Source organism: Mucilaginibacter sp., from assembly GCF_025359345.1.
GTDB lineage: Bacteria > Bacteroidota > Bacteroidia > Sphingobacteriales > Sphingobacteriaceae > Mucilaginibacter.
Genome location: NZ_JANYGQ010000026.1, coordinates 309,640 through 324,739, shown reverse-complemented (window position 1 = coordinate 324,739; position 15,100 = coordinate 309,640). Strand labels below are relative to the sequence as shown.

The following is a 15,100-nucleotide window of genomic DNA, read 5'->3' as shown; positions in this document are numbered from 1 at the left end:
CACCCATGGAAAAGCCAATAATATTTTCGATAGACGACGACCCGCAGGTGTTACGCGCTATTAGCCGCGATTTAAAATCGATGTACGGCAAGGATTATCGCATTATAAACACCACATCGGCCAACGAAGCATTGGAGGCCCTTGTTGAACACAAAAACAGTTCGGACGTGGTGGCCATGTTTGTGTGCGACCAGCGTATGCCCGAAATGGAAGGCGTTGCTTTTTTAGAGAAAGCCATAAAAATATATCCCAAAGCCAAGCGCGTTTTGCTTACGGCTTACTCTGATACCGAAGCTGCCATAAAAGCAATTAACGATGTGCAGCTTGACTATTACCTGATGAAGCCCTGGGACCCGCCATCAGAAAAACTGTACCCGGTAATTGATGATTTGCTCGACGATTGGCAGAACGATTACGTGCCCGATTTTAAGGGCATAAAAGTTGTTGGGTACCAGTTTTCGCCGCAATCGCATACGGTAAAGGATTATTTGGCCAGCAACCTGATACCCTACAAATGGCTGGATATTGAGAAAAACCCAGATGCCAAACAGGTACTGGAATTGAACAATATAAAGTTGGAAGACCTGCCGGTGGTTGTTTTTGACGATGGCACTTACGCATGCAAGCCCACCATCAGGTCGATATCGGAAAAGATTGGGGCCAACCCGCAGATAACCAATGATATTTATGACGTAGTAATTATAGGCGCGGGGCCGGCAGGGTTGGCTGCGGCAGTTTACGGCGCATCCGAAGGATTAAAAACCTTGCTGATTGAGCGTAAAGCACCGGGCGGACAGGCAGGCACCAGCTCGCGTATTGAAAATTACCTCGGTTTCCCTGCAGGGCTAAGCGGAGCCGATTTAACCCGTCGTGCTATTACCCAGGCCATGCGTTTAGGCGCTGAGTTTTTATCGCCGCAGGCAGTAAACGACATCAAACAAAAAGACGGTTACAAAACCATTATACTGGACGACGGCCCGGAAATAGTTAGCCGCACCGTGGTAATTACCACCGGGGTTGATTACCGGAAACTGGATGTTAAAGGCGTTGAAAATTATACTGGCGCCGGCATTTACTATGGCGCTGCAACAACAGAAGCTTCAGCGTGTAAAGGCAAGGAGGTTTATGTAATAGGTGGGGGTAATTCTGCAGGGCAGGCAGCAGTTTACTTGTCAAAATTTGCTGAAAACGTTTATATCATTATCCGCAGGGATAGCTTGAGTTACACCATGTCGGCCTATTTGATACAGCAGATAGCGAATTTACCCAATATACATGTACTGGCCGATACCGAAATTATTGAGGCATGCGGGCATAATTGTTTGGAGAAACTGACGCTAATTAATGTAAAAACAAAAGAAACCGTTACCAAAGAGGCGGCGGCGCTGTATATTTTTATCGGCGCAAAACCTTATACCGACTGGCTGAAGCTTGACATCTTGAAGGACGAAAAAGGCTTTATTGAAACCGGTCGCGAGTTAAGGCGTTATGAGGATTTCGGCAAAATATGGAAGCAAAACCGCGACCCATTTTTGTTGGAAACCAGCTGCAACGGCATATTTGCCGCCGGCGATGTTCGAGCGGGAGCCATGAACCGCGTAGCATCAGCCGTGGGCGAAGGCTCAATGGCGATAAGCTTTGTGCATAAGTATTTGGCGGAAGTTTAGGGTGTTGGAACGTTGTAAGGTTAAAAAGTTGGAATGTTATTGATACATAATTGAAATAGACATCATCATGGAAGACGAAGTTTGCAAGCATTTAGCTGCTATTAAAACCTTAAAGCATGCTAAGGATTATGTTTGCGAAGAATGCATAAAAACCCATAGCACCTGGATGCACTTGCGTACCTGCCAAACTTGTGGCGTTACTTTGTGCTGCGATAGTTCACCCAATCAGCATGCCAGCAAACATGCGGCTGAAGCAGGGCACCCTGTGGTAATATCAGCCGAACCCGGCGAACGCTGGCTGTGGTGCTATGTTGATGAAGAAATGGCGGAGTATTGAAGGAGTTGGCAGTTTTCGGTTTGCAGTTGGCAGTTAAAAACACCGCAAACTGCAAACTATTTACCATTCCTCACTGCTATGCAAAAAATAACTATCAAGCGACAATGGCCCCGAACCCAATATCAGGAACATGACCAGTGCCGCCAGCGCTGCAACCGAAGGCCCTACCATGTAATTGATGGCATCCTGGAAAATACCGCTTAAAAATATCGCACCAAGCACTATGGGTATTTGAATTATGCACCCAAATCTTGTTAAAATACCAAGCCCGATTAAAATGCCACCCACCATGTGGGCAAACGTTACATAATACACTAGCGCCATCAATACGCCCGGTGAAATGTTGACCGTGTTCTGGTTTTCAATAAGCGCTTTAAGGTATTCGGTGTTGTTCATAAAGGCGATGCCTTTAAGTAACAAAAAGCCTCCAAGCGCGATACGAACAACGTCGATAAATTTGGGGTGATGCGTGTCGCCCCAGTTTTCAATCCGATGAACAAGATTCATAATAACCTCCGGTTTTAAAGATTATAATTGGGCTGCGTGCTAAAGGGAGTTTTTGGGATAAACAGCCTTTAGTTTGTTTTAATAAATATAAGCAGATTGTTTTGATAAAACAATAATCAATTCTCATTCCATGCCTATATTTTTGCCGGAAAACGTTCCTGTTCACACTGAAACATAAGGAACAGGGTGGAACAGGAACATCTCGCCAAAAGTTACTAAAAAGCTTGTTTCTGCAACAATAATGCACTTTTTTACTTATTTACCACGTTAAAAAACGATAAAATGCTGACAAAACAGTGTCAGCATTTTATCGTTTTTAATGTCGGAAATTTGCAGCCTCAAAAATACCCGGCGGGATAACTCCCGCCCTTGTTGGTGTTGTCACCAACAAGCCGGGTGTGCACAATCTTTTAAGTTCTAAGAATAAGCCGCCGGCCTATTTTACCCACAAATCTCATCGTTGAGGGAGGGGTTTCTGCGCCATGCTTTTGCGCATGATTATTAAGAGTATAATAGTTCGATAGACCCCACCCTTCCCCGCCCCGGGGCGGGAATCGCACGGGCCACGGCTTTTTTAATTATTCAAACACCCATGGTGACAACACCTACAAAGGCCGTAACTACTATCTCAATCCCTTCCCTTCCAAATATTTTATCAAAGCTGGTGGATTATCTGTTTGCAGTCCCTTTAAGCCTGTGGCAATTGCCTTGTCCCATACCAGCGGCCCTTCCAGCGGGCTTTGCGCATCTGGCCAAACAGGAATATTTAACGTTGCTGCAAATGCCAGCATCTCTTTTGTGTATGTACTATAGTCCCCGTCCAAAATGTCAGGATGCCAGATATCGATAAATTTCTTCATCGATTCTACATCCTTTGCACTATCCGGCATGCTGAACATCAATGGCATGGCGGGGTACGTTTTGCGCCAATCGGTAACTTGTGATGCTTTGTTTATGTAAACCAGCACCTGCTTTTCCATGTGGTATTGCTTGAGCAGGTTAAGGGTAACGGCTGCATCAGCCTCCTTAAAATCTATGTAGATATAAATTTTATCTCTGCAAAGTTTTAATATTTCTTCAAATAACGGAATGCGGTAGGTTGCCGTATCGGCATTATTTTTAGCTTTTACTTTTAAATCGCGCAGTTGTTGCAGGGTAAGGTTTTTTATTAATCCTTTAAAGCCTGTCATGCGGTCGGTGCTGCCATCGTGCATGCTAACGAGTTGCCCGTCGGACGTGGTACGCAGATCTATTTCAATATAGTCGGCACCGTCTTTAATAGCCATTGCATAGCCTTCCAGGGTATTTTCGGGGTATACGGTATGGTCGCCGCGGTGGGCGGCAACAATGTATCTGTGCCTTGCCGCCGGTGCGGGGTTTTGAGCGTTTGCGCTGGTCATCAATAATATGGCGGCAACGCCAATAAATAAAAATTTCATGTGGTTTAGCTTTGATTTTTGTCGTTTAATTAACTATAGTTCGATATAAGAACGCGATTCTTTGAGTTGCGGGCGATATCCCAATAGCTGGTCGTGGCCTCACCCTGCCCTCTCCAAAGGAGAGGGTTCTAAAAATGGATTTACGAAAAGCGAAGCTAAAGCCCTCTCCTTTGGAGAGGATTATTACATGAGGGCTGCGCCGTTTAGGTGAGGCGAAGTAAGAGATTGTGGTGTACCAATTCTTATATCGAACTCACGTTAGTTAACTATCGTCCCCGATGTTTTTTTGCCTTTTTGTTTATAATGGTTTTCGCGCTCCCTGTCTTCGTCATCCATGTCGGCACCTTTCTTAATTTTTCGCCAATTGATGTTTTTGCCGTAACGGGCCATCGCTTTTTTAGTATCGAATATCCGGGTATCACTTTTTACAAATGTGTATGGAGTATAATCGGGCTTATCGGTAAAAAAGTCTTGTAACAACGATGCGGTAACGTCATATTGGTTTACATACGGTACATCCAGCACGTTATAAATGGTTTTTAATATCGAACCAAAATTGGCGTGGGTATGGCTTACATAACCCTTTTTAACGTACGGCCCGGCCAGCATAAGGATTGAGCGGTGAGCATCAATGTGATCAACACCACCCTGGGGGTCATCTTCGGTAATAATTACCAGCATGTTTTTCCAGTATTTGGTGTGCGACAGGAAATCAAGTATACGGCCAACGGCCAGGTCATTATCGGCCATGTAGGACTGCCTGTACGGGTAACCATCTTCGGGCCTTTCATCGGCCCCGTGGTCATTAGGTACCTGCATAGTGATGAGCGATGGCATTTTCTTTTTACCGGTGATCCACATTTTGGTAAACTCACTTCTGAATTGCTCCACCCTGAACTGATCCGGAATGTTGGTGTTAAAGCCGGCGTAATTATGGCTGGTGCGGGTAAATAAAGCTTTTTGCATAGGCACCATAACCAGGTGGGCAGCACCTGTGTTGGTGTCTTCCCAAGTTTCGCGTACATGGGCGGTTTCGTTGGCCTCGCCAAAATTGTAAAAGTTTACGTGTTTGCGCTCCAAAGCTTCCCACAGGCCACCGGTTTCGGCATAGTCTTCGGGGTCCATACTGCCCGTTGAACCAGGGAAGCGGCGACCGGGCGCGTTTGAAAACAGTTTGGCGGTTCTGCTTGTATTGGAGTTAGCTTCAACCCATTCATTGGGTATCACACCCATCATCCAGTGGTGGCCGTGAATGGATGCATCGCTATCGCAATAATAGTTATCAGAAAATGCGAACTGGTTGGCCGCTTTGATATGATTTGGCGAAACATTAAGATTAGGGAATTGTACGCGCAAGGCATCGGGTAAAGTATACTCGCAATGCATACCAAACCGTGCTAAAGTACTATCACCTTTGGCATTTTTTAACTGCCCAAGCACTTCATCATAAGTGCGGTTTTCTTTGGTAATGTAAACAACATATTTTATTGGAGTGGGCGACGAGCCGGGTAAAACAGGCAATGGGTTTTGAGTTGCCACCGTTACCGGTTTACTTACAAAAGTATTGCCGATAGCCTGCCGGGTATAAGCGGCAAGCTGAACATCATTGGGCATATCAACTTTTTGAAAAGTACCTAACTGAATGTCGCCAATGTACGTTCCCTGGGGCGGTGCTACAAAACCCTGCCCGCCATTTGGGCCTGCGCCGTAGCCCCGGCACGATGTAATGTATAATTCCTTTTCATCGGCAGATAATTTTACTCTTGACGTTCCCCAGCCGGTAGGGATCAGCCCCCTGGTGGTTTTTGTAGGCACATCAATTACCGCAACTGCGTTAAAACCCAAAAGGGCTACATAAAGTGTTTTTTCGTCTTTACTAAGGCTGATACCGAAAGGCAGCAAGCCCCTGAATTTATCAATGCGGGCATCAACCTTTATGGGGATATCGCCGAGCAGTTTATGGTTTTTGTAATCAATAATAGTTATGTTATCGTTGGTAGCATTGGTAACATACGCGTATCGGGTCCCAACGGCTATCGAGTTGGGGCTTGCTCCACCGGTTACCTCGGCATCTTCCAGCATCTGGCCTACCTGGTGGCCGGTTTTAAACTTGTTAATAACCCGGTTGCTTGCCAGGTCGATGGTGAACACACTCATAGCCTCGGGCGAAGACGGGCTACCAACTCCCGGGATCCTCCTGCCCTCAACTACTGTCCCCTGGCGCGATTCTTTGGTATTATCGCCATAGGGGTGGCGGGATATCATGATAGAATCGGCATTTTTAGGAGTGGCACCTTTAATGAGCGGGTACGAATACATCCCCACATTAGCCACAAACGCGGTTTTTTTGTCCGGACTTAAAGCCAGCCCGAATGGCTGGCGGCCAGCGTCGATTGAAGCGGTGATTTTTTTTGTGGCCAGATCGATCCTCACCATGCGGAAGTTTCCACGATCAAGTACCAGTAATTCATTTTTGTCGGCATTAAATAAAAGGTCGGAGGTAAAACTATCATCATAAGTTTTTGAGCCAACTTTGCCGTTAAGTGTTAGTGAATCTGTTTTTACAAAATTCTCTGCATCATAAACAATCACCGAGCCGTTATCACCGCCGCTTAAGTACAAAGTTTTTGAATCGGGAGAGAAAGCAACGCCTAAAAACGAGCCGCCAGATAATGGTGATGTTTTATCTTTGCCAAAAGCCGGGACCCTGTTGGCATTCATAGTACCTACATCAATAAGCGTTAAAACGCCGTTATGCAGTGTCACAGCCTTTTTACCGTCAGGCGATATCGACAAGCCAAAGGGATCGTGTGTTATGCGAATGGTTTTACCCGCAGGTGTTACAAACCTGCCGCTTGGTAAAACAGAGGTGCCGGCTGTGTCAATTTTACTATATCGGTCAAAACCGGGTACCTGCAAAATAGTTACCTGTTTTTGCGCATACAGTGCGTTACATGCAAACAAACATAACATTGCACCTAAAAAGATTCTATTATTCATACTATTGCCTGGTTTTAAGCTTATTTATTTACCCTTACCATTCCTATTCCGTTGCCAACCTCGTGTCCTGTATCTGCTTTAAAAGCAAGCCCAATCTGGCGAAAAATCAGAACGATTAAAAGCAATATTTACTTTTTAATGTTTTTTGTAAAAATAAAGGCAGGATTTTACGCCTGCCTTTATTGTATATTAATTATTCCCTTAAGGGAAATTAACAGGTACTATTTAATAAGAGTTCGATATAAGAATTAGAAGCCACAAGCTTCCGTTTCGCCTCACCTAATCCTCTCCAAAGGAGAGGACTTTAACTGCGCATCTTCAAGACACATTATATTTTTTAAGCCCCTCTCCTTTGGAGAGGGGTTTGGGGTGAGGCGAACGCTAACTTACGAATTCATGTTACTTAATAAGCCACATTGCCTGGTAAATATCGTCAGAACCACTGTATTGGCTTGTTACAGCTGCGTTATAATTTTTCGCATTTGCAGATCTTTCATTTACAGGGTACTGGTACCTTAAAGGTATCTTACCATTTACTGTGTTACCGGGACCAATATCAAACGCTGGCACACCGGTACGGCGCCACTGATAATAAGCCTCCAAACCTGAGTTACGCGCAAAAGCAAGATATTTTTGTGTTAATATCTGGTTTAAACCATTTGCATTGTTTCCGGCATATTTAACGACTGGCTGGTTATAATAGCCATCATAGCTAAAGTGCACGATATAGGTAATATCATCATATAATATTCCAAAATAGCTTTTCTGGAAAGTGATGGAATTAGCACCGTTTTTAACACCGTAGAAACCTAAATCGGCATTTATACCATTTTTATACCAGGCTTCAGCATCGCCTGTAGCCCAACCGCGGTTTATACCTTCAGCAATATTGAAGCACATTTCAGGATAACTTATGATAAAAGTGTTTTCACCGGTCAGCGTTTCATAATAACGGTGACGGCCGATCAATGAAATTTTTTGCTGCTGTATTAACTGAGCCATGGCACTCAATGCCTGGCCCGACGCACCACCAACAAACGAGCTGTAAGAAGTATCGGCAAAACCCAAACCGCGGGCAGGCTCAGAAACTTCCATAGCACGCAAATCTTTCAGCGAAGCAAGGGTGTTCAGGTAGGTTGCAGCCATGTTATCACGTGTTGCATCATTACCATAGTTCCTGGGGCTATTTGGATAAATAGAGAACACACCGTCGTAAACATGCTGCAAGTTGTCATCCATTGATGCCATCAGCGGATATTTAGATGGGTTTGATAATATTGCAGAAAACTGTGCTGCAACATTCAAATCAGCATCGGTACCAACCCTTTTACTTAAAGCAATAAGTACCCGCAACCTGAATGCGTTAACTATTTTTTGCCATTTTGTTAAGTCGCCTGCGTAGTAGATGTCGTAGGTAGCAGGAATAGAGTAAGTACCGCTGGTTAAAGCATTAACCGAATTCATGGCCCCCAAATCAGCGTTTGCGGATTCAAGCAAGGCTAAAGCGTTGATGAATATTTGCTTTTGCTTATCATAAGCAGGAGTTGGGTTTTTTAAACCTTGCAGCGCCTCGGTCATTGGCACATCGCCAACTTTAAGGCTCATGTTTACGAAAAAATAAGCCCTGAAAAATTTCGCTAAAGCAAGGTATGGTTTTGAGAGCGTAGCATTTAATTTGCCCGCTTCAGTTTCCATCGAGACAACATTATTTAATGTGCCGTAATTAAAACCGGCACTGCCTGTCCAATATTGGTTGCTACCGTAATAAGTATAGTTAATTGCTGTGAACTGGCCCGCTTTTTCTTCGTCGCCAAACGGGGCTATAAACATGTCCTGTTCTATAGGCGGCAATAATAAGCTTGGTGAAAGACCTGTTATTGGCAGGTTTTTGTTCACAACATCTGCATCGAACTGCTTCTTACAACCCGATACTGCTACCAGGAACGCTAAGGAAGCTATGGTTAATTTTAATGTTTTCATTTTAATGTCTTTTTTTCGTTAAAAAATATTTAAACCGCTTAATAAACAACGTTTATGTTAAAGCCAATACTCCTGGTTGTAGGGCTTTGCAGGTTATATTCAAGGTGGGCATTACCCAATTGATCGCGGCCCGGATATTGATCAACATCAATATCTTTATATCCTGGATGGAAGAAATAAAGCAGGTTACGTCCAACTAATGAAAGATCTACCTTTGAAAGGTGTAATTTTTGCAATGTCGATTTTGGCAACGAGTAGCCGATCACAACTTCCCTTAATTTAGCATAAGTACGGCTGATTACCGTGTGCTCGGGGTCGTTATAAAAGCTGCTTACGTAATCCTGAACATATTTAACAGGAGTAGTATTTGGAGCAAATTTCAACTGGCTTAAATTTGTAATAACGCCGGTAGTAGGATTGTACTGAATAGCAGGGCTGCCTGCGGCAAGCGTAACACCGTCATGACCTAAAATTGGTGTACCATCTGCGTAAACCGCTCCCCTAAATCCAGGATCTCCCCAATGCTGCGACTCGTATAAACGGGCAGCGCCAATTACGCCTTCATCGGTATTTGCACCACGGCCACCTTCAACCAGTTTACGATAAACACGGTCCTGGATTTTACCACCCACTGCACCGTCAAACTGGAAAGAAAGGCTAAATTGTTTATATTTAAATTTGTTGTTAATACCCCAGCTAAAATCAGGGTCGGCATTACCTAAGTATTGGGCAACAGGTAAATACATTGGCAAACCCGATGCATCATGAATAACCCTTCCGTCCGGAGATTTTGCTTCCTGCCCACCGTATAACTTATCTACACGATCTCCGATGTGAAAGAATTGCGCATAAGTACCATTTAACTGGCTTGGGAATTGATCGTATACTTCTTTATAAGTTCCTACGTTAACTAACACATCCCACCTAAAATCAGAAGAAAGTACCGGGTTACCGCTTAAAGAGAACTCAAAACCTGTTCTTTTTGTAGCAAAACCATTGGTTACAAAGCTTTGTGCACTTCCATTAGTTTCAGAACTTGAGGCCGTAAATATTTTCGGACCGTCTTTGTAGATGAAATAAGTACTTGACAAACCAATACGATCTTTAAGGAAGCGTATATCAAAACCAGCTTCGTAGTTTGAACGGGTAGATGGTTTCAAGCTTGGGTCAATTGCGTAAGTAGGAGCAGTAGCAATGGTAACGTTATTACTCGACTTGCCTAAATTATAAGCAGGTGGGGATGAAACGTAAGCAGGGCCACCATAGTTAGTTTGATAGTCGGTTCCGTAGCCGGCAGCGTTACCAGCCTGGCCGATATACGCGGAAGTACCACCTTCTTTTACGTTAGCATAACTTGCCCTTGCTTTTAAGAAAGATATAAAATCAGGAAGGTTAACATAGTCAGAAATCGGTGTACTTGCGCTTACCGATGGATAAAAGTAAGACTGGTTTTGCAACGCCGACGATTTTTCATTACGGGCCGTAGCTGTGATTGTAAAATATTTTTTGAACGTGATATCGGCCGAGGCATACTCGCTCAGCGTAATCATGTTCGAGTCGAAATTATAGACCTTTAACGGGTTTATTGAATTTTGGAAAGTATAAACATCATGTATCAATAACTGGTCGGTTGAAGTGTACAATGAAGTATATTTCATGTTACGCAAAGTAGAACCTGCTAATGCATAGATGCTAAGACCACTGTTTGCTATGTTATTAAAGTTATATTTTAACAACAGGTCAGTGTTATTATCAAACAGGTCACGGCGGTCTTCGCGGTAGTTACCGTGGTTATGCTCATCTCCGTAAGGGTGCGCAGAAAATGGTTCCTTTTCAGTCCTTAAAACGTCGTAAGTACTAACGTTCGACCGTAAAGTTATATCAAAATCTTTGTTTGGGCTATAAGTAAAAGCTGCCCAGCCATACACATCATTTTTATAATGGCCCCTTAACCACTCATAGCTTTGGAAATACGGGTTATGGTAACGTTTATATTCAACGAAGTACGATTGAATGCCTTCTTTTCCGGGCTGCCAGTAGTTGCGCACATCTTTAAGGCCCCAGTCGGCGCCGGTCCAGATATCTATGTTGTAGATTATACTGTTCGGGCCGTAAACAACATCCGGAATATTGTCGGTAAACTGGCGGTTATAATTCAGGTTACCTTCAACTTTAAACTTTTTGCTAAAGTTATAGCTGGCCAAAATGTTAAAGTTAACCGTATTTAATTTTGTATTTGGCGTGATACCTGTTTGATGTCCATCAGTAATCGACATCCGGACATTCGACTTATCGGTTGTCGCAGAAAAAGCGACGTTATTGCTGGTTAAAACACCCGTTTGCAAAAAGTTTTGCAGGTTGTTTGCGCCCCTGGTTATCCATGGGATCGGTTTGTAATGGCCGGTAAATTTCGAACCATCTGCAAAGGTGGTAGTATAAGTTTGGGTTGGGTCATAAGGGCTGTTATATTGAGGAAGTAACAAGCCTGAGTTTAACCGCGGGCCCCAAACGTCATAATCACCATCGTTAACACCACCTCCGGTGCCATCGCCAAACGCGTACTTGTCATAATCACCGCCACCGTAGTTGGTTTGAACCTTCGGAATGGTAAGAAAACCGGCAGTAAACTGTGTACTCGAATTAAATTCAATCGTAAAGCCTTTGTCGTCTTTTTTGCCTCTTTTTGTGGTAATTAAAATGGCACCGTTAATACCGCGGCTACCATAAATTGCAGCGGCAGTCGGGCCTTTAAGTACAGTAAAGGTTTCTATATCATCCGTACTTATGTTTTGCGTATCGGTATTGATTGGAATACCGTCAACAACATAAAAATTCAAGGGCGATCCCCTCAACAACACCGTTGGCGCAGCTAAAATTTCCTGGTTAATACCAACATTTAAGCCTGAGATTTTACCGGTCAGGCCGTTTATGGCATTTGGCTCACGAGCTTTGGTAATTTCTGCGCCATTAAGTTCCTGAACGGAGTAACCTAATCTTTTGGTTTCCCTCTTAATACCTAATGCAGTTACCACAACTTCATTTAATGTTTTAGAGTCTTCCACCATTGTTACATCATAGCTGGCCTGGTCGCCAACGGTGATCTGCTGGGTTAAAAAACCCAGGAATTTAAACGTGAACACCTGGCCTTTTTCGGCAGTGAGTGAAAAGTGTCCGTTAAGGTCTGTTACAGTACCTTTAGTAGTGCCCTTCAGCGTAACGCTTACGCCAGGCAAAGGCAGTTTTTTATTGTCGGTTACCGTACCGTCAATTTTTGTTTGCCCGAACAACAGTACCGGGGCAAGGCAGAATAACAACGCGGTTATTACTACCCGTAAATGCATGTAAATCTGTTTCATCTGCTAATTTTTGAATGTGAGGAAAAGGAAGTTTTCATGCAGCAATACTAAACTTTGTTTATTATTAGTAAACTAAATTAGTATTAAGCAATGCTTAACAATAGATGTAGAAAATGTTAAATGGGTGGGTTTCTGTAACAGAAGCGTTACTGTTTGCTTACAAATATTTAATATTGATTGATTAAGTAATCAATAAAGTCGGAAAGGCGGAAAGTCCGAAAGATGAAAAAGACCATATTAAACCATCGTCATTGCGAGGAACGAAGCAACCTCTACGTAGGACATTCATGGACCGCTATGTTTGTGGCGAACTAACAATCGGCTTTCAAGTCATCACAAAAGCTTTTGCTTCATTGATTAGCATGCGTAGTCCGCCAGCTGGCGGATCGTTCCTCGCAATGACGCGCGGCGGGTGCAATCGATTTTCGGACTATTCTCTTTCTGAAAGGTGTCTTAGCGCCATCTCTTTCAAATAATCAATATTATGAACAGGCACTTCCGTTTCCTTCGCCTTGTCATCCCAGTAACGCATGCGGATAATTAAATCGGCATCGGGGTTTAGTTCAAATTCTTCTGCTTCGGCCGCATCCATCCTGCCACCCTGGAACTCAAGTGTCGCTTTGCTGGCATCTGATAGTTTATTATAATATTCAGGGTATTTATAAGTAAGGTATCTTTTTGCTAAAACGTGGCCCTGTACCAAAGCGGCTACTCTTTCCGAAAAACCTTTTTCCAGCAAATAATCGGCGCCAATCTTTTCGTGGTCAACATTGCCGAAACCGTCCATGCTTTCGCTCTCGCCTTCTTCGGCACACAAGTGGCCTATGTCGTGGAAAAATGCTGCCAGCACTACTTCGTCATCATAACCCTCCTCTTCGGCCAATGCTGCCGCCTGGCTCATGTGCTCCAGTTGCGAAACCGGCTCGCCGATGTAATCTTCGTCGCCATATTTTTCATATAGCGAGAAAACCTGGTTAACGGTAGCTTTGAGATGATTGGTCGGGGACTTCATATTTGGGATTTTTACGGCAAATAAAACAAATAGATGTTATACTATTATTAAGGATACATTAATGTCTAAAAATTGAATTGTTATTAAACAACTAAAAAAGCGAACCCAATAATCCTTTCATCCTATAAATCTTAGTTTAACTTATCTTAACAAAAATATTATTTTGCGCGAATTGGTTTATTAGTACTTTGCGCCCAACCTTTTAAACAATAATGGAAGAAGACATCCTTATACAGATAAGCAACCGCATTAAAGAGCGCAGGCGCGAAAAAAACATCACCGTACAGGAACTTGCAGTAAGGGCGAATGTGAGTAAAGGATTAATATCCCAGATTGAAAACAGCCGCACCATACCATCGTTAATGGTGTTGATCGAAATTATTAAAGCGCTGGAAATTGACCTTAACGAATTTTTTAAAGACATCCGCTCAAAAAGCGCCGACCTTCCTATCCTGGTAAAACGCAAAGCCGAGTACGACCACTTTGAAAAAGAACATGCCACCGGTTTTCTTTATCATCGCATTTTTACACAATCCATTAACCCCTCTACCGTCGACATTGTAATACTTGAACTGGAACCCGACGCCACCCGCCCCCTGGTTGAAACCGACGCCTTTGAATACAAGTACATTATATCCGGCGAAATTGAATACCAGTTTAACGAGGAAAAGATAATTCTAAACCAGGGCGACTCCATGCTTTTTGATGGCCGCATACCTCACACCCCAAAAAATATGGGCAAAACCACAGCCAGCATGCTGGTTATTTATTTTTTTGAGGAGAAGAAGTAGGTCCGTTTTAAACTACCGTCATTGCGAGGAACGAAGCAACCTCTACGAAGGACAGTCACGGACCTCTCTATTGATGGTGACCTTACAGCGGCTGGTAGGTCACCACAAAGTTTTGCCCCGTTGATTAGCATACGTAGAGGTTGCTTCGTTCCTCGCAATGACGCGGTGAGGCATTCCGCCACCGAAGCGTCTTTCGGACTTCCGGACTTTCCCGACTTTTCGGACTTCTTAACTTTCTTCACACAAAATTAATCTTAATTTAGTTTGATATTAATAAACTTAGTTTAGTATTGCTCAACAATCCTTAAACAATTATGTCGATAAAATTAGTAGTGTTTGATATAGCCGGTACAACGGTGAAAGACGACCACGATGTGAGCAAAGCCTTCCAGGCTGCCTTATTAAAATCAGGGTACGAGGTCCCGCTCGAACTGATAAACCCGTTGATGGGCTACGAAAAAAACCTTGCCATTAAGCAAATTCTGCGTCTGCACGAGCACAACGATGCCAAGATAACCACTGAGTTGGTAAGCAAAATCCATAAGGAATTTGTGCACCAAATGATAGAACATTATAAATCGGCCCCGGGTATTGAACCCCTGCCAAATGTAGAAGAGACCTTTGCCGCCCTGCGTGCAAAAGGCGTACAGGTAGGTATAAATACCGGTTTTTCGCGCGACATTGCCGACACTATAGTTAACCGCCTGCAATGGGTTAAAAAAGGACTGATAGACCATGTAATTGGTTCGGACGAGGTTGAGCTTGGCCGCCCCCACCCTTACATGATACAGAAAATGATGATTGAAGGTAAAATTGACAGGGCGCGCGAAGTTGCTAAAGTTGGTGATACCGAAGTTGATGTACGCGAGGGGCAAAATGCTGGCTGCAAATATGTAATTGGTGTTACCACCGGCATATTTACCCGGCAGGAGCTTGAACAATACAATCCTACACATATTATTGACGATATTGCTGATGTATTAACCATCATAAGCAAATAGTTGTATGACA

The 15,100-nt window shown here is 43.6% G+C and carries 10 protein-coding genes; 4 read left to right on the top strand and 6 right to left on the bottom strand.

The annotated features are described in order from the left end of the window. Positions 1 to 5: 5 nt before the first annotated feature. Both Q0R52_RS17850 and Q0R52_RS17845 read left to right on the top strand, forming a co-directional pair. Positions 6 to 1,667, top strand: a complete 1,662-nt coding sequence (locus Q0R52_RS17850; protein WP_295796665.1) for an FAD-dependent oxidoreductase — start codon at positions 6 to 8, stop codon at positions 1,665 to 1,667. 67 nt (positions 1,668 to 1,734) lie between these two features. Continuing rightward, complete coding sequence (locus Q0R52_RS17845) at positions 1,735 to 2,004, top strand: UBP-type zinc finger domain-containing protein (protein WP_252788239.1); 270 nt, start codon at positions 1,735 to 1,737, stop codon at positions 2,002 to 2,004. A gap of 60 nt (positions 2,005 to 2,064) precedes the next feature. On the opposite strand, the gene Q0R52_RS17840 is transcribed toward Q0R52_RS17845, so the two are convergent. From Q0R52_RS17840 to Q0R52_RS17815, 6 genes are all read right to left on the bottom strand, one after another. After that, positions 2,065 to 2,511 carry a DoxX family membrane protein gene (locus Q0R52_RS17840; protein WP_295796663.1) on the bottom strand — a complete coding sequence of 149 codons (447 nt, stop codon included), beginning with the start codon at positions 2,509 to 2,511 and terminating at the stop codon, positions 2,065 to 2,067. A gap of 623 nt (positions 2,512 to 3,134) precedes the next feature. Further along, positions 3,135 to 3,950, bottom strand: coding sequence for a glycerophosphodiester phosphodiesterase family protein (locus Q0R52_RS17835; RefSeq protein WP_295796661.1), 816 nt, complete (start codon positions 3,948 to 3,950; stop codon positions 3,135 to 3,137). A 258-nt stretch (positions 3,951 to 4,208) separates the two neighbouring features. Next, positions 4,209 to 6,950, bottom strand: a complete 2,742-nt coding sequence (locus tag Q0R52_RS17830) for a hypothetical protein (protein WP_295796660.1) — start codon at positions 6,948 to 6,950, stop codon at positions 4,209 to 4,211. 399 nt (positions 6,951 to 7,349) lie between these two features. Next, entirely contained in the window at positions 7,350 to 8,930 is a 1,581-nt protein-coding gene (locus Q0R52_RS17825) for a SusD/RagB family nutrient-binding outer membrane lipoprotein (protein ID WP_295796658.1), read from the bottom strand. A 38-nt stretch (positions 8,931 to 8,968) separates the two neighbouring features. Further along, a complete protein-coding gene (locus Q0R52_RS17820; protein ID WP_295796657.1) occupies positions 8,969 to 12,286 on the bottom strand; it encodes a SusC/RagA family TonB-linked outer membrane protein in 3,318 nt (1,105 codons plus the stop codon). Between the two features lie 430 nt (positions 12,287 to 12,716). Then, a complete protein-coding gene (locus Q0R52_RS17815) occupies positions 12,717 to 13,298 on the bottom strand; it encodes a phosphonate degradation HD-domain oxygenase (RefSeq protein ID WP_295796656.1) in 582 nt (193 codons plus the stop codon). Between the two features lie 212 nt (positions 13,299 to 13,510). On the opposite strand from Q0R52_RS17815, the gene Q0R52_RS17810 reads away from it, so the two are divergent. Then, positions 13,511 to 14,089, top strand: coding sequence for an XRE family transcriptional regulator (locus Q0R52_RS17810; protein ID WP_295796654.1), 579 nt, complete (start codon positions 13,511 to 13,513; stop codon positions 14,087 to 14,089). 314 nt (positions 14,090 to 14,403) lie between these two features. Beyond that, complete coding sequence (locus Q0R52_RS17805) at positions 14,404 to 15,090, top strand: HAD hydrolase-like protein (RefSeq protein ID WP_295796653.1); 687 nt, start codon at positions 14,404 to 14,406, stop codon at positions 15,088 to 15,090. Positions 15,091 to 15,100: the final 10 nt, after the last annotated feature.

Bases quoted from the DNA above. Each gene is read 5' to 3' on its own strand.
- Q0R52_RS17810 (WP_295796654.1), top strand. From the start codon at position 13,511: ATGGAAGAAGACATCCTTATACAGATAAGCAACCGCATTAAAGAGCGC.
- Q0R52_RS17825 (WP_295796658.1), bottom strand. From the start codon at position 8,930: ATGAAAACATTAAAATTAACCATAGCTTCCTTAGCGTTCCTGGTAGCA.
- Q0R52_RS17820 (WP_295796657.1), bottom strand. From the start codon at position 12,286: ATGAAACAGATTTACATGCATTTACGGGTAGTAATAACCGCGTTGTTA.
- Q0R52_RS17845 (WP_252788239.1), top strand. From the start codon at position 1,735: ATGGAAGACGAAGTTTGCAAGCATTTAGCTGCTATTAAAACCTTAAAG.
- Q0R52_RS17805 (WP_295796653.1), top strand. From the start codon at position 14,404: ATGTCGATAAAATTAGTAGTGTTTGATATAGCCGGTACAACGGTGAAA.
- Q0R52_RS17815 (WP_295796656.1), bottom strand. From the start codon at position 13,298: ATGAAGTCCCCGACCAATCATCTCAAAGCTACCGTTAACCAGGTTTTC.
- Q0R52_RS17830 (WP_295796660.1), bottom strand. From the start codon at position 6,950: ATGAATAATAGAATCTTTTTAGGTGCAATGTTATGTTTGTTTGCATGT.
- Q0R52_RS17850 (WP_295796665.1), top strand. From the start codon at position 6: ATGGAAAAGCCAATAATATTTTCGATAGACGACGACCCGCAGGTGTTA.
- Q0R52_RS17835 (WP_295796661.1), bottom strand. From the start codon at position 3,950: ATGAAATTTTTATTTATTGGCGTTGCCGCCATATTATTGATGACCAGC.
- Q0R52_RS17840 (WP_295796663.1), bottom strand. From the start codon at position 2,511: ATGAATCTTGTTCATCGGATTGAAAACTGGGGCGACACGCATCACCCC.